The sequence below is a fragment of the Akkermansiaceae bacterium genome, assembly GCA_024233115.1.
GTDB lineage: Bacteria > Verrucomicrobiota > Verrucomicrobiia > Verrucomicrobiales > Akkermansiaceae > Oceaniferula.
Genome location: JACKQB010000001.1, coordinates 90,121 through 112,673, shown reverse-complemented (window position 1 = coordinate 112,673; position 22,553 = coordinate 90,121). Strand labels below are relative to the sequence as shown.

Below are 22,553 nucleotides of genomic sequence, written 5' to 3'. Positions count from 1 at the left end.
CGCTATTTTTGTGCCAGCCACGCATCAGAGGCATAACGTTCTGACGCGAGGACCTTGGTGTCTTCATCAAATGATGGATCTGGCAAAAAGTCATCGGTCTGCCTGGCCAGACACTGCGCCAAGCCGCGACCAAGGGCGTCTGGCTCGACCTGGGTAATCAGACTCCCCTGGTGCAACAGCCCGTAACGAGTGCGCCGCTGTCCCGCTCCCGCGATTTTTTCCCCCTGGTGATTGATCAGATCATATGCAACCGGATTCGTAAAACAGGCCAGCCCCCCGTCGCCGCCATCCACAGCCGTCAACCGGACCGGTTCATGGAGCTGTTTCAAGGTGCTTTCCAACGCTTGATGAATCACACGGTAACTCTCAGCCCCCCGCGCGGCAGACAAGGCATGTCCCCGGGGGATCGCCAGTGTGTAGGTGACATCGATCCTATGGTCAACGATCCCCCCACCCGTCCAGCGCCTCACATAGGTCAGCGGACATGACCCGGAGGAGGGAAATGCCGATTGCGCATCCTTCAACGCCAGGAAATATCCAAAACTAACCGTTGGCTCACTCCAATGATACACTCTCAGGACAGGATGATCCCCAAGGCGCTCCAGGAGCAATTGGTCAACCGCCATATTCTCAAAACCCGTGCGGGCATGTTTATCCCGCCAATAGATCAGAGTATCCAAAACTGGCATCCCGACAATCGTTTATGTTAGATACCAAGCTCCCCCTTGACTGAGACAAAGGCATCGATCGCCTTATCGAGCTGCTCCTTGGTGTGTGCTGCGGATATCTGGGTCCGGATACGGGCCTTGTCACGCGGAACCACTGGGAAGAAAAATCCGACCGCGTAGACCCCATGGTCAAGGAGATTGTTAGAAAACACCTGGGACAATGCCGCATCACCTAACATCACCGGCGTAATCGGGTGATCCTTGCCGCCAATTTCAAAACCCGTCTGCTCCATGGCATTGCGGAAGTAGCTGGTGTTATCCTCCAGTCGATCACGCAATTCCGTCGAAGCTTCAAGCATATCGATCACTTTCATGGTGGCCGCCACTATCGCGGGAGCCACGCTGTTGGAGAACAGGTATGGTCGACTCCGCTGGCGCAGCAGGTCGATGATTTCCTTTTTTCCTGAGGTAAACCCTCCGGATGCCCCACCAAGTGCCTTACCGAACGTGGAGGTCACTATATCCACGCGCTCCATGACGCCATAGTATTCGGGGGTTCCCCTGCCTGTTTTTCCCATAAATCCGGAGGCGTGGGAATCGTCCACCATCACCATGGCGTTGTATTTTTCAGCGAGATCACACACGCCCTTGAGATTGGCTATCACACCATCCATGGAAAACACGCCGTCGGTCGCAATGAGTTTTTGTCCGCCATTCGGCCCGGCCTCAGCATCAGCAAGCTGGAGCTGGGCTTCAAGGTCCGCCATGTCATTGTTGGCATAACGATAACGACGTGCCTTACTGAGACGGACACCGTCGATGATGGAGGCATGATTCAGCTGATCTGAGATAATGGCATCGTCGGGCCCTAACAACACCTCGAACAATCCGCCGTTGGCATCAAAACAGGAGGTGTAGAGGATGGTATCCTCGGTCCCCAGAAACCGGGCAATACGTTCTTCAAGCTGTTTGTGCAGCGTCTGCGTGCCGCAAATAAAACGGACGGATGCCATCCCGAAACCCCACTTCTTGATAGCTTCTTCGGCAGCAGCCATGACCTCCGGGTGATCGGCCAGACCGAGGTAGTTGTTAGCGCACATGATGATCACTTCGCGGCCATCCTCAAGAGTGACTGACGCATTCTGGGTAGAAGCCAAAACGCGTTCGCGTTTATAAAGACCGGCTTGATCAATCTCGGAAAGGATTCCCTGAAGTTTGTTCTTATAGAGTTCTGGATACATGATGGTTGATGGATATGACGTTATACCTGGACAGAAACATCCCGTGATGTGGAAGCTATGCAAAACACATGGAACCCCACTTGGCGAGCCAGAAGAGTGAGGTGATTTCCCCAGTGAGGTGTCTGTTTTCGCAAATCTGGCTGGGGGCAAGCTAAAGGCGCGGCTCCACTGTTTTGTGGAGAACCTCCGCCACTTGCCTCACCCGCTCCGCGCCGAGGGGGGCCGGGAAAATAACACCCAGAATCAATAAACCGTAATGGCTTTCCACCGGAATGACCTCCAAGGTGGCACTGGCACCAATCTTGACATGGAGGTTACCCACCGCCGCCACCCCGGCGGTTTGACGGCTGGCCCGGTAGGATGCATTGGCCAAGGTCCTGGCCACCTGGATGAGCTTGGGGTTTTCGACCTCGTCGAGCAGTATCTGACCCTCGTTATCTATCAAAAACATGGCCTTTGCATCAAGATCCCTGCGGATAATCTCGCTAAACTGCTGGAGCCTGGAAAGAAAGGGGCCACGCGCCCGCCCCCGGTCATCCCCTCTGTTTTGCCCGCCGGACTCCAAGGACCCAGGCTTGTCGGGGGCAATAGCTTCAGTCGGGACAACAGGCGCTTGCGGTGCAGCCTCGATATCAGGTTGAAACGTGGATACCTTCGGCTTCGATGGTGCAGGCGGTGCCGACGGCGTGGTTTGCGAATCAACCGCTGGGGTAACTTGTCGACCCAGGGGGTCAGTAACACTTTGATGCTGGTCAGCAGACACTTTAAATGGTGAGTCGAGTTGCGATGACTCGACCGATGCTGGCGCAGGCTGGGCCACGGGCTCTCCGGAAGCCAGCATACCACTGCCTTCGGCCAGTCGCCGGGCATCGGCAAGAGCACTACCCGCTGCGACGCGTCGTGATATACCCGGCTCTTCCCCAGAGGCAGGCACCTCAGCAGCGGTCGGGTGCCGATGTTGCTGGTTGGAAGCCGGGTTAGCCATGGACGGATTGACGAATTGCTTCTGAGCGTGTGGTCGACCGTCCGGGCGTGGCACCAGCTCCCCCTGCCCGGATGATGATCGACCATCGCTGCTGACCAGTTCGGCAAAGCCCTCAAAGTCATCACCATAACCTGCATCAACTGCGGATTTATCAACCTCGGGAGGGGGCGCCATGAGGCTCTCCGCCATACGGCGAACCTCCTTCGCATCCAGCCATGATTGCACAGGGTCCATGATTATTGCTTATTGAGAGTAAGTATCCAGTTTGATTTCAATTTCCGAACGAAGGCTGTCAAACACAGCGAGCACACCCGCGCCCTCCTCCATGACACCGACCGGTAACCCCTTTGCGCTAGCCCGCACAAACAGGTCATCACGGGGAATCACATTGCGCATGACCATGTTTGGGGGTAAAAGGTTTCTCAGGGCTTGAACGGCTTCCAGGCTTTCTGCCAGGCGGTTCTGCACCATGGTCATCACCACCCCCAGAACGTTCAGTCTGGGGTTTACCACCCGCATCCTGGTCAGTGCCTCCAGCATTTTGGGCACGGATCTCACCCCAAGCGGCTCGGCCTGCTGCGGTACCACCACCGAGTCACAGGCCGACAGCACATCAGCTGTCACTCCAAACAATCCTGCCGCCGTGTCAATGATACAGATATCGTACCCCTGGGATTCTGCCATCTTGAAAAAGGTGCGTACACGATGTAATGAGACACCCATCGCACCTCCCCCAAGCTCATAATCACTGCATTGCCCCGCGGGCACAATACTCAGTGTCTCCAGGCGCGTGGGGACAATCAGTTGCTGCAGGGGAAAATTTGAATCGGCTATGGCATCATAAAACCCGCTCAGCGAACGGGACTGGCGTGTCAGTGACAACCCCACCGAGCCCTGCGGGTCGGCATCCACCAGCAGGGTACGCTGCCCACTCCTTGCAAAAGAGTGGGCAAGATTAATTGAAACTGTGGTTTTCCCCACTCCTCCTTTTTGGCTTGATACGGCAATAGTAATCACGATGATGGCAAACTCTGCACCAGACTAGCGAGTCACGGGCGGGACAAAAGCATTTTCTCTTCCAGACCTGATAAAATACGAAGTAATTACTTGCGCAACTATTCATTTTTTTTGGTGCATCTTCTGCCGATCAAATTAGTATGCCCGGGAATAGACAGCTGATCCAGTCACCATGAAGATACCCCTGCCCTCATTTAACCTCCGTTTTTTCAATCTAGCAATGGGGGCTGTCGCTCTTGTATTCACCATGGATTCCTGCCGCCCCAAGCAGGAAAAAGCAGGTGTGGATACCGCAGAAGCGACCCAGGAAACCGTCATACACAGCAATACCCTGGATAAGGAGCAAAGCAATTTCCTCGCCAGCCAGACAACCTCGCCCATCCACTGGCAGGCTTGGAACTCCAATCTCTTTCAACAGGCCGCCAGTGAAAGGAAAACCATCTTTGCCCTGATCGGCTCAGGCACCGATGCCAACTCTCTGAGCATTCTCAAACGGCTGAATCAATCCCCGGCTTCTTGCAACCTGCTCAACAACCACCATGTCAATGTCCTCATCGACAGCAATATTCATCCTGACATTGAGTTTTTTACCGCCGCATTATGCATGAGGTCACGCACCCCGGTTGCCACACCAATGCTCGTCTGGTTCTCATACGAAGGCAACCCCATTTCATGGAGCCCTGTCGGCCCGGGCTCAAGCCGGGACATCGACGAACTCATCTCGCGCATGAGCAACACTGTCTATCAGGTGTGGCGCGACGATCCGGATTATGTGCTGAAAAACAGTCGGGAGGACTTCAAACGCCGTATAGAGGCCAGCATCCCCCCACCCATGGAGGGCGACACGACGGGTCTCAACATGCGTTCCATCAGACAGGTCGCGTCACTTTTTGACCCCACATCCGGGTCAATTGACGGCATTGGAAACCTTTCTCCCGGCCGCTATATCAATCTCCTGGTCAGAGCCGCACATCACCCCGACTCATCGGACTCGCAGAGTGCAAAGTATTTGAATATCGCTTCCCTGGCGGCGGATAACATTCTCGTCCACGGTCTCATAGACCCCCTTGACGGTGGCATTTTTACCGGCATCCAGAAAACCACAAGTGCGCTGCCCCAATTCATCAAAACACTGCGGGGCCAAGCGTTCTCCATGAATGCTCTCTACGGGCTCTATCAAGCCACTGGCAATATCAGCTACCTGAAGGCTGCGGAATCCATTTTGGCATACACTGAAAAGAACCTCGCCCTGCCCGATGGAGGTTACCTGCTGGGCATCGTTTACGCTCCTAACAAATCACAGGACAACCCTTGCATCTGGACCCTGGAAGAACTCGAATCCGCACTGACGAAAGAAGAAATCCAGATTGCCAACGTTGCCTTCGGTCTCCGCGGCCTCGGAAACATCCCGCTTGTCGACGACCCGGATCGCTCCTATTTTCGTAAAAACAGCCTGACATGGAAAGTCGCCATGCCCGAGCTGGTGCAACAAACAGGCCTGGACCCAGCCACTCTCAACCAAAAGCTCGAATCCATTACCAAGAAACTCGCAAAACTACGGACTGAAAAACCCTACAAACCGTTCGTGGAAAACCTGTCGACATCAGGATCAACCGCTCTCTACGCCAGCGCATGTGTTTCCGCCTACCGGGCCACCAGTGATCCCGCTCATCTGGACCGGGCTCAAAAAACCCTCACCTTCATCCGCGAGAACTTCTTTGATGAGACGGGTAAGCTCCACCGGGCCAAATTCAGCGGCAAGCTCAATGACCACCCAGCAACAGGGGCGGATCTCACACTTGTCAGTCAAGCAGCCCTCGACCTTCACGAGGTCACTCTCGACCCGGCCTGGCTCAAGTTTGCTTACGAGCTTCATCAAAGCATGACCACCATGCTGGCCAACCCCGATACGCATTACATCAACGAGTACAATGGTGCCAACTATCCACAGGCCTATCAAACCGAGATGTATATTACACTCAGCGCTCTGAACAATGACAGCACTTGGAGTTTGGCATACGCCAACGCCAAGCGCCTCTCCCTTCGGCTCGCAGACGAAGCCATGACAAAGCAGGCGAAAGCTCTCGAAAAGGTGCTTCTGCGTAGTTCCTCCTCGGCACCTATCGCCAGTATCGATTTTCTAACCGCTGAATCCATGATCAACCGGACCTGTGTCTACTTCAAGGCACCTGTAGCACCCGGACTTCTAGCAGCCGCATGCAAGAAATCATGTCAGATCATTGCCATCACCGACGACGGCTCCTACCCGGCTCTGGGTACAGATGCCGGCCAACTCCCTGCTGGCACGGCAACCGTAGTCAGCCATGGCAAGGTGATCGGCACCGCTTCATCCGCCACTGAACTCGACTCTATGGTCAAGTAGCCCAAACGCTATGTTTTTTTCGTTTCAATAAACCGATTCATTTCTATACTGCGACCACCTACACGTCACTCTACATTATATGAAAATACATAACTACCTGCTCCTGGTTATAGCAGTATTCACCCCGGCACTATCAGCCGACACCATTGTCTTGAAATCAGGTAAGAAATATGAAGGGAGAATTCTTTCCCAAGACGACACCAGCTACCTTGTAGAGGTCTTTGTTACCAAGTCCATCAAGGACGAACGCCGTATCCCCAAAGACCATGTCCAGGAAATCATCACGCAGGCCGAAGATGACAAGGAGTTCGAAACCATCAAAAACCTGGTCCCTACCCCGGATCGCATCGATGCCGACAACTGCGAGGCCCGGATAAAATCCGCCCGCGACTTCATCGCCAAGTATCCGAAATCCAAACATGTAAAAGCAGCCAACACCATCATCGGAACCCTCGAAAAAGAATACCAGGTCATTTCCAAGGGAGGCCTCAAGCTCGGGGGGCAACTCATTACCTCTGCGGATCTGGAAGCCAATACCTACGATATTCATGCACGCATGCTGCTGATCGACATCAAACACCTCTCAGCCCGCGGCAGCTATCAACAAGCGTTGAGAGCATGGGAAACCCTCCAAAACGACTACTCCAAATCAGCAGCCTACGTCAGCAGCAATGCCATCGCAGGGCGTATCCTCCGGGCTCACATCGCCGAGCTTAAAAAGTGGATCAAGACACTGGATGCGCGTGAAGCAACCCGTAAGTCCGCCCTCGAAAGCCTGGAAGCGGGCGACCGTGAGCGCACGATTGCCTTGCTGGCCGAAAAACAACAGGCATACAACGCCCTCATCGAAAAGGAAGAAAAAGAACTGCGCACCAGGTGGCTTACCATTGACCCCTATCACAAAAAGGCACTCGACTATAATCTCCGCAACTCAGAATCCGCATTGAATTCACTGGGCGCCAAGAGCAGCACGCAGACCGAGCTGGCAGGACCCGCTTTCCGCGGCGCATGGTCAGCCTTGGCCAAGGGCGATCTCGAAGAGGCTGCCAAACTCATCCATAAGCTGGAATCAATGCACCTCCCGGCCAAATACACCGAGCCGCTCGCCAAACAACTTGAGGAAAAACAGGCGACCCAAGCGGCGGAAGCCCAAGCAGCCAAGGAACGTGCCGAGCAAGAGCGCTTGGAAAAAATCAAGGCCGAGATGGAAGCCGCGGAAAAAGCAGCCAAGGAAGCCGGGACCAAGAAAAAAGGCCGCGGCAAACGCAAGTAGCGGCTCGACCAGGGCTCCCGGCCTCGTACACCAACTGGATCCGGGTCAGGATTGATGCCATAACCCGGCAAGACCGGGGCTAAAACTGGCAAGATTGGAGACATAAACTGGCAAGATTGGGACAATAAACTGGCAAGATTGCCATTGCAAACCGACGACACAGCGGCCACCCTGCGGCCAGCAAGTTATGAACCCACGCACTGCAAGCCAGGACCGTAAAACGGCGGAAACATCCATCAGCGTCTCCATCCATCTGGATGGCACCGGCACCTCCGACATTTCCACGGGGGTCCCCTTCTTCGATCACATGCTCACCCTGCTGTGCAAACACAGCCTGATTGACCTGACGGTAAAAGCGGTGGGGGATATCGAGGTGGATGCCCACCACACGGTCGAGGACACAGGCATCGTCCTGGGCGACTGTATCCGCCAGGCACTCGGCGATAAAAAAGGCATCCGCCGCTACGGCCTGTCCTACCTCCCGATGGACGAAACCCTGAGCCGCTGTGTGGTCGATCTCAGCAACCGCCCACACCTCGAGTTTCGGGCACCGACATCAACCCCTGATGCGCCTAATTTCCCGTTTACGCTGGTCGAGGAATTCTTCCGCGCGATCACCAACAACCTGCGCGCCAACATCCACGTCGAGTTGCTCTACGGTCGCGACGGCCACCACATCGCGGAATCGATGTTCAAGGCCCTTGCCCGCTCACTGCGTCAGGCTGTCGAGATTGACCCGCGTGAAACCGGTATTCCCAGCACCAAGGAAGCCCTCTAGCTGCCATGAAAGTCGGTATCGTCGATTACGGGCGGGGTAATATCCGCAGTGTGGAAAACGCCTTCATCGCCATTGGCGCGGATGTGGTTTTAATCACCAGACCCGCGGAAATGAAGGACATCACCCACCTCGTGGTTCCCGGTCAGGGAGAATTTGGCGACTGCGCGGCCAACCTGAACAAACAAGGCATGTTCGAGCCGATCCAGCAATGGGCCGCCGATGACAAACCCTACCTCGGCATCTGTGTCGGCTATCAACTCATCTTTGAAAATGGCGAGGAATCACCTGATGCCAGGGGCCTTGGCATCCTGCCCGGTGTGGTGAAACGCTTCCCCGATGTTGGCTTGAAAATCCCGCACATGGGATGGAATTCGGTGACCCCGACCGATCCCGGACACCCTATCTGGAAAGGGATGCCAGCCGAGCCGTTTTTCTACTTCGTGCATTCCTATTACCCGGAGCCCGCCAATCAGGACCACGTCGCAGCCACCTGTGACTACGCCCTGCCCTTTGCGGCAGCCGTTACCCGGGGCAACCTGATCGCCACCCAGTTCCACCCGGAAAAAAGCCAGCACAATGGCCTCCAGCTACTGAGGAACTTCATCGCGCTCTAGCGAGCCACGGCCAGTCAGTCGACCACGGACAAACGGTCGCCTGCACCCGACCTGACCAACCCGCTCATCAGATCCCGGGCATTCTGCTCACCCGCGCTGGTCAGGCGATAGGTCTTGTGCGCGTGCATGCCGTCGCTATGGATTTCCATCAGCCGCTTTTTCTCAAGGGTATCGACAATCTTGGTTGTGTTCGACGGCTTGCGCCCGTGGTAGTGCAGTAAAATATTGATCCGTTTGGTATCGGTGAAATCCTCACCTTCGAGCAGCTTGATGTAGCCCGCGAGGAGCACGGACTCCGTGCCGGAGAGCCGATACCCCGGATCGTCAAGAATACCTCGGATGTCCTGAAGAAGCTCCTTGTTCAGATCGTCACGACTGCCCTCAAGGTCGGCCGCAGCACGAAACGCCTCTTCCGCCTCCTTGGCCTCAAGGGTCTTGGTAACATAAGCTTGAAAAAGACGCATCTGCTCGACGCTCATTTTACTGCTCATTTCAGCCGTCGACCTGGCTAGGCTCTGCATGATATCTAGATCAGACACGACCGCAAATTAGCAACAATCCCCCAACACCGCAAGAAAATTGGTAAAATACACCCTGTTATCGCCATTTCTGCACTAAGGTTAACACTTCGCAATAATTAACATTAACTAAATATTGTGCGTTTACCCCTTGTTTTACAATACCCGAGAAAAAAGTTAGCGCATTTATTCGCCTTAAGTTAGCATTTTCGGGTAATTTACAACCACGGATCAGCCCATCCTGTCGTTCCACCATGAAACCTCGTTATAACCCCAACCACCCACTGTTCAATCGATGCAGTCCTGTAACCTCCAGCCGGCAAGACCAGCCACGCCGCCCCGTGCGGTCGAGTCGGCCATCCATCCCCCCCGTCGCCCAGCCCGGCACCGTCGTCCCAGCCCCCCCAGAGCCTGGGCTCGTCTTGGAAGATGAGATTTCCACAGACGAGCTCAATGGCTTTGCGCTGTGCTGTATCGAACGCCTGGCCAGCGCGGACAAAGACCAGCCCCTTGAGCGGCTTCTTGCCCAGGCGATCGAAGAAAAACTGCCGTGCTACGCAAGTCTCAAGGCCGAATTCCAGGCGTCCCGTCACCAGCACCGCAGCCAGCACGTCTGGACCAAACAAATGGTGGAGGCCGTCGAGCCACTGCTCAAGTCCGCGACGGTTCCGGTGTCGGGACTCCAGGAGCTCAGCGATCTCGCCCTCCACTCCGTCGAGCGCACCATGCAGATGCAATACCGGGTTGACCAGCTGAAGCGCCGACTGGAATTGATCGGCGAGGCCGCTGTCCAGAACCTGTTGAAGGTCGGCCAGGAAATCGGCTTCCCCGGGGAACTCGTCCGGAAACTGGCGAAGCTAACCCGTTCGGTGCTGGATCATTACACCCCGGCCTGACTCATTTTTCGTAGTCCTGTCAGACTTCATGAACAACCAAGGGAGCCCCCGCGTCACGGCGAGGGCTCCCTTTTAAGTTTTGATTGACGGTCCTTGGTTTTGGAATCGTTTGAATAGCCAATACCTTGATCCCACCCATACGTATGGGGATCTTGGCTAGGATCAGCGGCGGCGGAACATCAGGCCGACCAGTGAGATGCCTAACAATGCGGCCGAGGATGGCTCCGGCACGATAGAGAATGCGTTTTCGACATCACCAATCGTATCGGTGTTGGGGTCCCAGGTGGACACCCGGATTTCATCGAAAGCTCCATTAAATGCAGCCGCGCCGAAGGATGCGTTTCCAAAAGCCGTTTCATCGCCGAGGTTGACAAGCAGGTTGCCGATGTAGGTGCCGTTTACGTAGTATCGGTAATGATCACCACTGCCGTCCGCGAGGTGGTTGTGCACGAGGGCGAGATGGGTCCAGGCGCCGTCTCCATTCACGGTTTGAGCCTGCGCATTGGCGACATTGGTTGTGTTGGCGTTAAAGCCGATCCAGCTGCGGGTGCTGGTGGAGGCTCCCCAGTAGGCATCAGTGGATGAAGCGGTGTCTCCGTCATAGGCCACAAACACGACCCGGTAGTTCGGTGCTGAAGCTGTGTCGTTGGTGAAGAAAATGTCCGTGTTAGAAGTGAACGAATCCAGGCGCACGTAAGTCTCAAGGATATAGCTGGCATTGGAGCCCGCCGTCCCGGACCAATCTGCACCGGACGCTACAACACCACCGCTCATTTGCGCGTAGTTTCCACTGATTGCAGCGCTAGACGACTGGGTGACTCCGGTAATCGTTGTGAAGTCGGCACTACCTACACTGTCTTCACCAAGATTGGCATTGTTATCGAATGTATAATGGTGTTGCAGACTGATGGCCGCATGGCTGGTGATTATTGTTAGACTAAAGAGCAGGAGTATTTTCATGGCATTTGATGAAGCGTGTTTTGCAACATAAGTCATACGTCAGTGTCAGGACAAGCAAAAAGGGCAGCAAAAGGGCGCGAAAGCAGAAGCCCTAGTGTCCATCGGAGATCTTAGTTCATTAAATCATCCCTATTTTTTGACTATCAAAACATATTACGCTGACTAGCCGGGAAGCCCTGATCCGTTGATAGATACACCTATCAGCATTCGCTCAAAAAAACAATCCCTAACAACATGACGCAATTTTCAAGAACAACTCTCTCTGCACTCGGTATCGTTGCTTGCATCGGCCCCGTTTCAGCTGCCTCGCTCTACGTGCAGAACTTCGAGGTTGATGACTCCGCGAACTGGACTTCAAACGATAGCGGCACGAGCGATATCCTCGTCGATTACTTTTACGACTATTCAGCAATCGGTGTCTCATCCGCCCCCGGTGGATCGGGTACAACTGGTTTCGCGTCGAGCTAACAAAACTCGGCACCACGGTGACATGGACGATCGACGGCCTTTTGATCGCCACCGTCGACAGCAGTGCGCTCACCCTTGGCGGCGATAACATCTTTTTCGGTCATAGTGACAGCAACAGCAGCAGTTCCACGGATCCGAACGCCCCCTCCTTAATGTGACTTTGATCGATAACATCAACGTCGAGCAGATCCCCGAGCCTTCCACTGGCTTACTCGCGCTGCTCGGTGCTGCCTTCGCTCTGCGCCGCCGCCGCTAGTTGCAAAGGGAAGAAGCCAGCCTGAGCTGCCTGCCCAAACCGTTTTTAAGGGGTTGGAGTGTGGGCTTGAAGCCTGCGGCATGCTGGGCACTTGGGTTGCCGCGGGCTTTAAGCCCGCAATCCTAACAAAAAGAGCCCCTACCATGACAGCAGGGGCTCTTTGTGCATTATAACACAGCTATTTGTTTACAGCGCCTTCATGGAGCCCATGGCTTCACGGAGGACTTCACCGATTTCCTCGACCGGGTGGTTGCGGATGATGAAGTTGACATCGACGAGGGTGCGGTTGTCGACACCGTTGTCCTCGAGCTCGAGGCCCTTGCCGATGACAGAGGTATCGACAGTGGTCATGAACTCTTCAAGCAGCGGCACACAGGCGTGGGAGAAGAGATAGCAACCGTATTCGGCGGTGTCGGAGATGATGCGGTTCATCTCGTAGAGCTTTTTCCGGGCGATGGTGTTGGCGATCAGTGGCACCTCGTGCAGTGACTCGTAGTAGGCGGACTCAGGCTCGATGCCTGCTTCGACCATGGCTTCGAAGGCAAGCTCAACGCCGGCGCGGACCATGGCGATCATGAGGATTCCTTTGTCGAAGTATTCCTGCTCGCTGATATCGCCTTTGGCCTCGGTTTTCTCAAACTCGGTCTCACCGGTAGCTGCACGCCAGCCGAGGAGTTTGGCGTCATCGTTCGCCCAGTCTTCCATCATGCTTCTTGAAAACTCACCGGAGATGATGTCGTCCATGTGTTTTTCGAAGAGTTCGCGCATGATCATCTTGAGCTCTTCGGAGAGGCGGAAGGCCTCGATCTTGGCGGGGTTGGAAAGGCGGTCCATCATGTTGGTGATGCCGCCTTGTTTGAGGGCCTCGGTCACGACCTCCCAGCCGTTTTGAAGCAGCTTGACAGCGTAACCGGGGTCGATGCCCTGGCTCTTCATTTTTTCAAAGCAGAGTAGTGAACCGGCCTGGAGCATACCGCAGAGGATGGTCTGCTCGCCCATGAGGTCGGATTTGACTTCGGCGACAAATGATGACTCAAGCGCACCGGCGAGGTGGCCACCCTGGGCGACACAGAGAGCCTTGGCAATTTCGATGCCGTCTCCGTTAGGATCGTTTTCGACGTGGCAGGCGATCAGGGTAGGGACGCCGAAACCACGTTTGTATTCTTCGCGCACTTCAGAGCCGGGTGACTTGGGGGCCACCATGATGACGGTGAGGTCCTTGCGGATCTGGGTGCCTTCCTCCACGATGTTGAAACCGTGGGCGTAGGAGAACACGGCACCTTGCTTCATGTATGGAACGACACTTTCCACAACCGCGGTGTGCTGCTTGTCGGGAGCCAGGTTCATGACGATGTCGGCGGTGGGAAGCATCTCCTGGTAGGTGCCGACGGGGAAGCCGTTCTCGGTGGCGTTGAGGTAGGACTGGCGCTTCTCGGCAATCGCTGCGTCACGCAGGGTGTAGGAGACGTCGAGTCCGCTGTCGCGCATGTTGAGACCCTGGTTGAGGCCCTGGGCACCACATCCGACGATGACGATTTTTTTTCCCTTGGCGGCATCGGTTCCGTTTGCGAATTCGGAGATGTCCATGAATCGGCAAGTGCCGAGCTCGTCCAGCTGGCGACGCAGTGGCAGTGTGTTGAAGTAGTTTTGGCTCATAGTATGATGGAGTAATGGGTTCTTTGAACGGACGTATTCAAGCGCAGATCAAACATTGCGTAAATTGAATTAATCGGCATTATTTGTTGCATAATCTGCAACTTTCGACAAACGGATCAAAAACGGCGGTTCGCCGCATGCCTTATCATGACGTCGGATGAAGTCAAGCTGATGGGTGATGCATTTGAGATCATCTTCATCGTCGTGCGAGATGTAGAGGACTTGCGCGATGTTTCTCCGGGCGATTTTGTCGATCAGCCCGATGACGAGAGCCCGGTTGATCGGGTCGAGCCCCTGGCATGGCTCGTCGAGGATCAACAGGTAGGGGCGCTTGATCAGCGCACGGGCGATCAGCAGCATGCGTTGCTGGCCGAAGGATAATTTCTGGAAATGGGTGTGCCGGTGCTGCGCCAGATGGATGAACTCCAGCCACTCGCCGGCAATTTGACGATGCAGTCCGGAAACCGGTCGGTAGACGCCGATGCTGTCGAAGAAGCCCGACAGCAGGACCGTCTCCGCGTTGACCGTAACGCGGTATTGCTGGTGCAGCGAGGTCGACATCAGACCCATGTGATGTTTGATGTCCCAGATTGATTCGCCATTCCCCCGGCGCGAGCCAAAGAGGTGGATCTCATTGCTGTAGCACTGGGGGTGATCGCCGGAGACGAGGTTCACCAGGGTGGATTTCCCGGAGCCGTTAGGTCCGCTGATTTTCCAATGCTCACCCGGCATGATGCGCCAATCCAGGTTTGAGATGATCTGCTTGTCATGGTAGCCAACGGCAACGGAGTGCATGTCGATGATCGGCTGGCCGGCGGCGGGCTGGTATGGCTCGGTGCCGGGAAGTGTGGATGGCAGGTCGACCTCCTGCGTGTCCAGCGCGTGGAGCTGTCGCCAGAGTGCGCTTTGCTCGATTTCCTCCCTGCGGCCATCGAGCACAAGTTTCATGTCATGCAGGCAGGCCAGATGGGTGATGTGCGCGCCGATATGGGACATGCGGTTGACAATGATCACCATCGGCATACGTTCACTGAGCCCGGCGAGCAGGGTTTTGAGATGACGGGTGAATTCACGGTCGAGCCCATCATAGGGTTCATCGAGAACGAGCATTCCAGGTGTCTGCGACAAGGCGCGTGCGATCATCATCCGCCGTCTCTCCCCGGTGGAGAGCTGTCGGAATCCGGTGTGGAGAAATTCCTCCAGTTGCAACACCCGGATGATCTCATCGACAGAGGTGTCCGGCGACAGCAACTCGGTAATCAGCTCGTAGGTGGTCCGGCCGTAATCAATGCGATCGAGCACATCGGTATCGTCCTCATAGATCTCGCGTTCGAGCAATGCCTGCTCGGCCTCGAAGGACACCAAGCCGACCGACTGGCAATGGGGGAAATGAGCCACCCTCTGTCCCGCCGGCAAGACAAGCTCACCGGCCAGCATCCGGGCGAAGGTGGTTTTTCCCGAACCATTACCACCGATGACCGCCCACTGTTCGCCGGGAAGAATCTGAAACTCCTGCACCGCCACCTGCCGGCTGGCAGCACCTTGCCCGATCCCGCTCAAGGAGATCAGTGCTGCTGGTGGAGTCGATGAGCTGGACATGGCAAATGGGGAGAAGGCTTTCGCGGGATGTTTTATTGCACACAGCGAAATTGTCGATACGCTATGTCCGGTTTGAATTTGCATGAAATCAAAAACTTTCTTGTACTCGCGGACAAGCTGCATTTTGGCCGTGCCAGCCAGGCGTGCAACCTCAGCCCGTCGGCACTGACCCGTAGCATCCAGCGCATCGAGGAATCGGTCGGGCAAGAGCTGTTCCTGCGCGACAACCGGACGGTCGCGCTTACGCCAGCCGGGGAAAAATTCCGCAACTACGCGGTCACTGCGGTCCGCGACTGGGAGACTTTTTGTGAAGATCTCAGCGATGACGGGCGCGTCGCGGGGCTGGTTTCCATCTACGCATCCGTCACCGCGGTCTACAGCCTGCTGCCTGATCTGCTAGAGTCATACCGGGCCGCCTACCCCGATGTGCAGCTGGAGCTCCGCACAGGATCGGCGGAGGAGGCTGTGCAGCAGGTTCTCGACGGGGAAATTGACGTTTCGGTGGCCGCGCTCCCTGACCAGCAGCACTCCCGGCTCGAGTTCATGCCCCTGACGGAGACCAATCTCGTTTTTATCGCCCCTCGAAAGGCCATGGACATTCCGATGGCTGAGGGACAACTCGACCTGACCCGGGCACCACTCGTGCTGCCTCGTAGCGGCTTGTCGCGTCGGCGACTCGACAAGTGGCTCAAAAAACATCAAACCATCCCTAACATCAACACCGAGGTCTCAGGCAATGAGGGTATCCTGGCGATGGTTCGGATGGGCTGCGGCGTAGGTATGGTCCCCGAGCTTGTGCTCGAACGCAGCCCTTTCCGGAAGGAGGTGAAAATCGTCCATGGCACACCGCAGCTCGCCCCGTATGTCGTGGGGCTCTGCACCACCAAGAAAAACCTCGCGCGCCCAGCCATATCCGCACTTTGGAAACTGGCGGGCCGGAATCAGGCTACGGGGAGGTGATTTTGAAGTGTGAACTGATCCCGTTCTGGAAAGCCCTGAAAATATAGGCCTTCATCAACCCGACATTGGACGGGTCCAGATCGGTCCCACCAAAATAGAGACTGTATAAAGTGGTGTCGCCCAGCCCGGGGGACGTGACTAACAATTCCGCCTCGAACGGCCCCTTGGGAGTATATTCGTAGACCAGGGTACCCGTGGCACCGTCACTAAAGCGTTGATAGGTGGGATTGATGCCTGCGGCATCAAATACAAACTGGATGTATTCGGGAGTTCCCAGCCCAACCGTCACCGTCGTGCCCAGAAGGTGACGCGGTGTCGCATCCACCTGATAATCAAAGCTCGAGAGTCGATAGAACATCCGCGGCCTGCCTCCATGAGGAAGGGAGACTGAGGTGGGAGATACCGTATTTGCCGGGACGTAATGCGTCGCATTCGGATAGGGACTCCAGGAAAGCAGGTCCGTGGATTGGAATAAACGGACTTCCGATGAAGCCGCCCCGCTATGGGTCAGAGTTACATTTGTCGCCCCGTGGCTGATCGACCTGATAACCCGGCTACCCACACTCGGCAGCTCGGCGAGCGCCTCCGTTTCATCAAATTGCGTGGCCCAGTAATCCGTCCTTCGGAAGGTGATGGAATTGATTGTCACCGGGACAACACTGTTAAAAATATCGACAACCACGCTCCTGCCGTTCGTAACCACCCCGGTGGGCACACCGTTGCTGTTGTACTCAATGAACTGGGTTTCGATAACACCAAAGGCGCTGTTTTTCCCATCAAAGGAACTATCATTCACCAAACTGATCAGGAACTGGCTGGAGCCGCTGTGTGGCAATGTCACGGTTCCCGACTGGATCAAGGTATTCGCCATCGTCACCGTCCACTGGCCATGGGGAGCGACCAGTCCGCCGCCGACGGCATAGTAACGGATCTCGTCGCGCAGTTTATACCCTGCCCCATCACTCTCCAAACCGGTCCTCGAACCCGTCTGGATGTATTTCTGAAGGGGGACGGAGGTATCCACCTTTTTGTAAAAGGTCAGGCCATTGTAGAACGGCGTATTATAGACCACCGCACCCGTGGTGGTATTCCGCCACGGCTGTTGACCGGACGCCAGTTGCATAAAGTGTGATACCGTCCTGCGTGCACCGGTGTAGTTTAAATTGATGCTGAAATTACCCAAGCTCGTCCGCACTTCAGCGAGAAGGGCGGCATGAACCTCAGCCCACGCACTCATACACCATATCGATGCGATTGTTAGTAAACTTGACGGTTTCCTACACATACCTTGTATATTTTGTTAGGGTGTATAAGTAAACGGCACGTATTCCGTCTGGTTCATCGTGGTTGCCCCTCCTGGTATGGGTGGATACTGGGGCACTACTACCACCCCGGCACACCATCCACTCGTAGCTGTGTGAAAACTGACTATGCCATCAACGGTACCTGATGCCTTGGTGTTTGCCTGCAGTGACTCAAAATCCACTGAATACCACTGCTGGGTGCCAACGGGAGAATCAAAGGTCACCTTCAAATTACCTAGCGGAATATCATCGCCGTGGCTAACAGGAAAAGAGAAGATCCCTGTCGATGGAGGCGCTTCGCGAACCCATGTCACCCCACTTATGTTCCCTGAGGCACCACCCGAATGCACCCATGTTCCACCTCCTGTGCCATTGAATGTAAGTGTAACGGTTTCGCCACCAGGCATACCGATCGCTAACACCTTTCCATTTGCCACAAGGTCCTCTGGAGCGCGGGGAACAAGGGAGTAATCAATCGCTGTCACCCGAGAGAAAAATTGATTACCGGTCACGCCGGTAATATGATATGTCCAGGATGCCTCATCGTTAAGGCTAACCAGGTAGGGACTACTCACAAACCCCCAACTGCTGAGGTTCGACGAGAGAGCAGAAAAATACTCCACCTGATTTTTACGGTCCCAGGTCATGGAATAAGTATCCGTATCGGGATCATACCCAATCGCCGTATTCACCCCGTTCACAGCGGGTAGCAGCAGGGACGGGTCATTGATGTCAAAACCCGCCAAACCTGGGCCGGAAATTACTACCGAATCAATGGTGATTGTAGTGGTCGGTGCATTGCCAGCATCTGTGGGAAAATCAGCGGCATTGGTGAACCCATCAATGATGTCCCTCCCGTTTGGATACGGTCCGTGGTTAACCACCTCACCAAAAACGGAATGTTTATCATCCAAATGTGGAGTGTCCACAAAGGTAATAAAAAACTGGGAGCCATTTGTGTTGGTTCCGGCGTTCGCCATAGAGACAACATATTTGCCGCTGTGCCTCAGGCTCGGATGAAATTCGTCCTGCATCATGTATCCGGGTCCACCAGTGCGGGCGCCGCCCTGAATCATGAAGTTGTGAATCAAGCGATGAAAGGTCGTTCCGTCATAATATTTGGTTCCTGTGATAACTTTTCCCGTGGTTGTATCCAACCATGGCCTCTGTCCTGTTGCCAAACCAATGAAGTTGGCGCATGTCCTGGGAGCATTGATGTAATCCAAGTCTACCCGGAATGTGCCCGTCCCCGTTGGAATCCCGGGGTGGGAAACCGTAACATCGGCATAAATCTGGGCATGGACACTCCCGGCCATCATGGCAATGAGCACACTTGCAGCAAAAATCAGGGGTTTCATCGGGGAAATTGATGCCCCATGCTATGCGGGCTTGCAATCCGTAAATTCACCAGCAAGGCTCACCCCGTGGAGAAAACAACGTCATTTTGCGGCGCCAATCCAGCCGACACCCCGGACACCGGCAAGGGATACGCGCTTTTTGACCTCGACCAGACCCTGGTCCCGTGGGACACGCAGCTCCTGTTCTGTAATTTTGTATTACAGCGCATGCCCATACGCAGACTCTACCTACTCATCCTCATTCCATTTCTCCCCCTGGCCAAACTCCTCGGTGCCGGCGGGATGAAACGCGTTTTCCTCAATTACCTCTGGGGCCTGACACAGGAGGATCTGGACCAACTCGCAGACGCATTTGTCGATCTCCACCTACCGGACACCTTCTACCCGGAAATGCTCGCTGTGCTGGAGGAGCAGAAGCAGCTCGGCCGCACCACGGTCCTCAGTTCCGCAAGCCCTGAGATATGGGTCAAACCTATCGCCAGAAGACTCGGCTTTGATCATTGTTTTGGCACCGGACTTGAAGTGAACGGCCGGGTCAGGCTCTTTCCCGACACCCCGGGTGGAAACAACAAGGGCTCTAACAAGCTACGCAAAATGCACCCGGTTTTTCCGGCCGGGTTTGATCCATCCAAGGACACCCTTCCTAACAGCCATGCCTTTTCCGACAGCCACGCCGATTTACCCATGCTGCTGATATGCGAGCAGGCCAGTATGGTACATCCTACGGACAAACTCAGCGAAGAGGGGAAAAAACGGGGTTGGAAGCTTTACACCCCTGCTCGCCCGACATCGGGCAAACGTCAGTTTGCCATCGCCTGCCTCCGCCAGGCGCTAGGAATCTATCACTAAACCCCGTCGCTCCATGTGACGGAATTGTTTCGTAATCGCTCTCCTGTGTGGGGGCGAATGTCTGGTTTATTGCGTGCACGGACATTCACCGGCACCCGCTGCCTGGGACTGTTCGAATACCCAACTCATCATACTCAATTATGACTACGACCAAGACAAACAAACTGACCACAGCCGCCGCACTGGCCGCTATCGCAACCGCTCTTCCCGCCCTGGCCGGACCAGCAGCCATCGTTGACACCCCGGCACCTCCGGCATCCAACGGTGACTGGTGTAACAGCCTGAAGACATTCGGGGAGTTTTATTCTAACAGCGACGCATCCTTCATCCAGGAATTAAAGTTCTTTGGCCGCTTCCAGTGGCAGGCAGGCACCGTCGACGGAGAGGATTTCGCTGGAATGAGTGCTGACGATGACTTCACGGAGATCCGCCGCTTCCGCATTGGAACCGAGGTCAAGTTCTTCGACCACTTCACCCTCAAGGTGAACGCCAACCTTGAAGACGGCGGACCTAACGACCATAGCTTCGGCTATGAAAGCCTGGACGAAGCCAAGCTGACCTACAGTGCAGGCGATATTCTCGGGTTCAACGACGTGGCTTTTACCTACGGCCGTCATAAGTTCACCTTCTCAGAGGAAGCCCACACTTCATCGAAGAAAATCAAAACCATCGAGCGTTCCAACATCGCCAACTACTTCTACGCCTCTGCCCGTCCTACGGGCCTGACCGTCAGCGGTGCCAAAGGAGGCGTCAATGGAACCCTCGGTGTCTTCAGCACCGATGTTGACAACGAACTCGCCGGATGGGGTGAAGGCCTCGCTTATTACGCCAACCTCCAGTTCGAGGCGGCAGGCGGCAACGTCAACCTCGATTTCCTCTACAACGACATCAGCATGGGTGACGTCGATGGGTTCGGTTTCGAATGGGGCACATCCGCAGCCTACACCACCACCGTCGGCGACTGGGAAATCATGGCTAACATCCTCTACGGTGAACGCCACGATGGAGACGCTGTTTACGGTCTTGTGATCATGCCCTCGACCTTCCTCATCGAAGACCGGCTCGAGTTTGTAGCACGTTACCAGTATGCAGCCTCTGATGATGACCATCTCAAACTCAGCAGCCGATACGCACGCCGTGCGGACGATGTCGGCGGCAAGGGCAGCTTTGGTGCCAAGGGCAGTGAAAACCACACCCTCTATGCAGGCCTCAACTACTACCTCTGCGGCCACAACTCCAAGTTCCAGGTTGGCCTTGAATACGAGACCCTCGAGAACGAGGCGGGCCTCGATGCCGATGCCCTCACCGCATGGCTCGCCTACCGCATGTATTTTTAATATCAGAACCCCCATTCCAAAACCTCTAAAGGATGCAACGCGATGTTGCATCCTTTTTCGTGCTTTCCAATCCGGCGAAAACTGATAATCCATGCTCTCGGAAATTGTACCCGTCACCTGTTATGACCCTATTCACCGCTCCTGCCTCCCTCTGCATACTCACACTCACCACCATCACCTCATTCGCCGGTAGCAATGCGCGGTCAGAAAAAACCGTGCCAAAGAATGGCGACTGGTGCGCATGGCTGCAAGACGACCCCGGCGTCCTCTATAAAAACAAGGAGAACCCCTACATCCAGGAGGTCGCTATCGACGGTCGCTTCCAGTGGCAATATGGCTACGTCGACGGGGAGTCAGGCGGACGGAAATTCAATTATGATACGGAGGAGATCCGCCGCTTCCGGCTCGGCGCCGAGGTAAAGTTCCTCCAGTTCTTCGAACTGAGCGCCAGCTTTGATCTCGCAGATGACCTGGCTCCCACCGGGTTGGAAAGTGATCACGATATTGAATACGCGGACATCTACTCTGCCACCCTGACCTTCAACGCCCAGAAGGCGTTCAACATTCAAGCGCTGGATTCCCTGAAAATCAGCGTCGGCAAACACAAGGTCATCAGCAACGGCGAATACTCCCTGTCGTCCCGCCACATCAAAACGATCGAGCGCTCGGCGATCAGTAATTTCACCACGCCACCCAGCTCCACCGGCTTGGTGATCTCCATCGACAAGGGCCCCTGGGACCTCGACCTCGGTGTTTTCTCCGGTGATCTGGAACCTGAATTTTCAGAATTTGACGCCTCCAACGATTACTTCTACACCCTCAGGCTCGGGAGCGAAATCGAAGAAATGCCCTGGTTTGAAAAATCACGCCTCGATCTTCGACTCACCATGAACGGTGACGAGAGCGACAACTCGGGCACCAATCCCGAAAGCCCCGGCGCCTACGACCTCGATTGGGTGGGCTCACTGGCATTCACCGGGGAAAAAGACCGTTTCAACCTGTTGGCGGATTTCATCTACGGCGACAACGGGGCGGAATCCAACAGCCGTGGCAAACCACGCCCCGAACGTGAAGGATCATTCTGGTCGGTTGTCATTCTCCCGTCATACTGGCTCGTGGAAAACCGGCTCGAGGCTGTCTTCCGTTACCAGTATACCCAGGCCCAGCAGGCTCATGGCATCCGCATCGACAGCCGCTATGTGCGCCGTGCGGGTGCCGTCAAGGGTCTCCCAGACGTTGAAGAAGGTCGTGGCGACGAACACCACAGCGCCTATCTTGGCCTGAATTATTACCTCTGCGAGGACAACGCCAAGGTCATGCTCGGGGTGGAATATGATGACCTCGGCTCCGACGGGGTGGACATCTACGAAGGGTTCAGCGCATGGGCCGCGTTCCGTATGTATTTCTGATCAAACTCCAAGTTTCAAATTCCA

The 22,553-nt window shown here is 55.3% G+C and carries 21 protein-coding genes; 11 read left to right on the top strand and 10 right to left on the bottom strand.

Annotation, left to right across the window (positions count from 1 at the left end; all coding sequences use genetic code 11):
- Positions 1-2: 2 nt before the first annotated feature.
- The 4 genes from H7A51_00505 to H7A51_00490 form a co-directional block, all read right to left on the bottom strand.
- Positions 3-689 (bottom strand): hypothetical protein, encoded by a 687-nt coding sequence (locus H7A51_00505; protein ID MCP5534696.1) that lies wholly within the window; start codon positions 687-689, stop codon positions 3-5.
- A gap of 17 nt (positions 690-706) precedes the next feature.
- Positions 707-1,909 carry a glycine C-acetyltransferase gene (locus tag H7A51_00500; GenBank protein ID MCP5534695.1) on the bottom strand — a complete coding sequence of 401 codons (1,203 nt, stop codon included), beginning with the start codon at positions 1,907-1,909 and terminating at the stop codon, positions 707-709.
- A gap of 151 nt (positions 1,910-2,060) precedes the next feature.
- Positions 2,061-3,128, bottom strand: a complete 1,068-nt coding sequence (locus H7A51_00495) for a hypothetical protein (protein ID MCP5534694.1) — start codon at positions 3,126-3,128, stop codon at positions 2,061-2,063.
- Between the two features lie 9 nt (positions 3,129-3,137).
- Positions 3,138-3,917 carry a ParA family protein gene (locus H7A51_00490; GenBank protein MCP5534693.1) on the bottom strand — a complete coding sequence of 260 codons (780 nt, stop codon included), beginning with the start codon at positions 3,915-3,917 and terminating at the stop codon, positions 3,138-3,140.
- A gap of 166 nt (positions 3,918-4,083) precedes the next feature.
- Here H7A51_00490 and H7A51_00485 point away from each other — a divergent pair, with 166 nt between their 5' ends.
- From H7A51_00485 to hisH, 4 genes are all read left to right on the top strand, one after another.
- Positions 4,084-6,294 (top strand): thioredoxin domain-containing protein, encoded by a 2,211-nt coding sequence (locus H7A51_00485; GenBank protein MCP5534692.1) that lies wholly within the window; start codon positions 4,084-4,086, stop codon positions 6,292-6,294.
- Positions 6,295-6,373: 79 nt separating this feature from the next.
- Positions 6,374-7,567 carry a hypothetical protein gene (locus H7A51_00480; GenBank protein ID MCP5534691.1) on the top strand — a complete coding sequence of 398 codons (1,194 nt, stop codon included), beginning with the start codon at positions 6,374-6,376 and terminating at the stop codon, positions 7,565-7,567.
- A 187-nt stretch (positions 7,568-7,754) separates the two neighbouring features.
- Positions 7,755-8,345: an imidazoleglycerol-phosphate dehydratase HisB gene (gene hisB / locus H7A51_00475; protein MCP5534690.1), complete on the top strand. Its 591-nt coding sequence runs from the start codon at positions 7,755-7,757 to the stop codon at positions 8,343-8,345.
- A gap of 5 nt (positions 8,346-8,350) precedes the next feature.
- Positions 8,351-8,959 carry an imidazole glycerol phosphate synthase subunit HisH gene (hisH, locus tag H7A51_00470; GenBank protein MCP5534689.1) on the top strand — a complete coding sequence of 203 codons (609 nt, stop codon included), beginning with the start codon at positions 8,351-8,353 and terminating at the stop codon, positions 8,957-8,959.
- Between the two features lie 14 nt (positions 8,960-8,973).
- On the opposite strand, the gene H7A51_00465 is transcribed toward hisH, so the two are convergent.
- The gene (locus H7A51_00465; protein ID MCP5534688.1) at positions 8,974-9,498 is read right to left on the bottom strand and encodes a hypothetical protein; all 525 of its coding nucleotides are present in this window, start codon (positions 9,496-9,498) and stop codon (positions 8,974-8,976) included.
- A 233-nt stretch (positions 9,499-9,731) separates the two neighbouring features.
- Here H7A51_00465 and H7A51_00460 point away from each other — a divergent pair, with 233 nt between their 5' ends.
- A complete protein-coding gene (locus H7A51_00460; GenBank protein ID MCP5534687.1) occupies positions 9,732-10,373 on the top strand; it encodes a hypothetical protein in 642 nt (213 codons plus the stop codon).
- A 162-nt stretch (positions 10,374-10,535) separates the two neighbouring features.
- Here H7A51_00460 and H7A51_00455 read toward each other — a convergent pair whose 3' ends face one another.
- Complete coding sequence (locus H7A51_00455; protein ID MCP5534686.1) at positions 10,536-11,333, bottom strand: PEP-CTERM sorting domain-containing protein; 798 nt, start codon at positions 11,331-11,333, stop codon at positions 10,536-10,538.
- 234 nt (positions 11,334-11,567) lie between these two features.
- On the opposite strand from H7A51_00455, the gene H7A51_00450 reads away from it, so the two are divergent.
- Positions 11,568-11,801 (top strand): hypothetical protein, encoded by a 234-nt coding sequence (locus H7A51_00450; GenBank protein MCP5534685.1) that lies wholly within the window; start codon positions 11,568-11,570, stop codon positions 11,799-11,801.
- 160 nt (positions 11,802-11,961) lie between these two features.
- Complete coding sequence (locus H7A51_00445; protein ID MCP5534684.1) at positions 11,962-12,057, top strand: PEP-CTERM sorting domain-containing protein; 96 nt, start codon at positions 11,962-11,964, stop codon at positions 12,055-12,057.
- A gap of 186 nt (positions 12,058-12,243) precedes the next feature.
- Here H7A51_00445 and ilvC read toward each other — a convergent pair whose 3' ends face one another.
- Positions 12,244-13,713 carry a ketol-acid reductoisomerase gene (gene ilvC, locus H7A51_00440; GenBank protein MCP5534683.1) on the bottom strand — a complete coding sequence of 490 codons (1,470 nt, stop codon included), beginning with the start codon at positions 13,711-13,713 and terminating at the stop codon, positions 12,244-12,246.
- A 69-nt stretch (positions 13,714-13,782) separates the two neighbouring features.
- Positions 13,783-15,312, bottom strand: a complete 1,530-nt coding sequence (modF, locus tag H7A51_00435) for a molybdate ABC transporter ATP-binding protein ModF (protein ID MCP5534682.1) — start codon at positions 15,310-15,312, stop codon at positions 13,783-13,785.
- A 72-nt stretch (positions 15,313-15,384) separates the two neighbouring features.
- Here modF and ilvY point away from each other — a divergent pair, with 72 nt between their 5' ends.
- Positions 15,385-16,272: an HTH-type transcriptional activator IlvY gene (gene ilvY / locus H7A51_00430; protein MCP5534681.1), complete on the top strand. Its 888-nt coding sequence runs from the start codon at positions 15,385-15,387 to the stop codon at positions 16,270-16,272.
- Here ilvY and H7A51_00425 read toward each other — a convergent pair.
- Positions 16,259-17,509 (bottom strand): peptidylprolyl isomerase, encoded by a 1,251-nt coding sequence (locus tag H7A51_00425; GenBank protein MCP5534680.1) that lies wholly within the window; start codon positions 17,507-17,509, stop codon positions 16,259-16,261. The genes ilvY and H7A51_00425 overlap by 14 nt on opposite strands.
- A gap of 63 nt (positions 17,510-17,572) precedes the next feature.
- A complete protein-coding gene (locus H7A51_00420; GenBank protein MCP5534679.1) occupies positions 17,573-18,892 on the bottom strand; it encodes a peptidylprolyl isomerase in 1,320 nt (439 codons plus the stop codon).
- Between the two features lie 108 nt (positions 18,893-19,000).
- Here H7A51_00420 and H7A51_00415 point away from each other — a divergent pair, with 108 nt between their 5' ends.
- From H7A51_00415 to H7A51_00405, 3 genes are all read left to right on the top strand, one after another.
- Positions 19,001-19,783, top strand: coding sequence for a haloacid dehalogenase-like hydrolase (locus H7A51_00415; protein ID MCP5534678.1), 783 nt, complete (start codon positions 19,001-19,003; stop codon positions 19,781-19,783).
- A 140-nt stretch (positions 19,784-19,923) separates the two neighbouring features.
- Positions 19,924-21,120, top strand: a complete 1,197-nt coding sequence (locus H7A51_00410) for a hypothetical protein (protein MCP5534677.1) — start codon at positions 19,924-19,926, stop codon at positions 21,118-21,120.
- Positions 21,121-21,242: 122 nt separating this feature from the next.
- Positions 21,243-22,529: a hypothetical protein gene (locus tag H7A51_00405; GenBank protein MCP5534676.1), complete on the top strand. Its 1,287-nt coding sequence runs from the start codon at positions 21,243-21,245 to the stop codon at positions 22,527-22,529.
- Positions 22,530-22,553 lie beyond the last annotated feature (24 nt).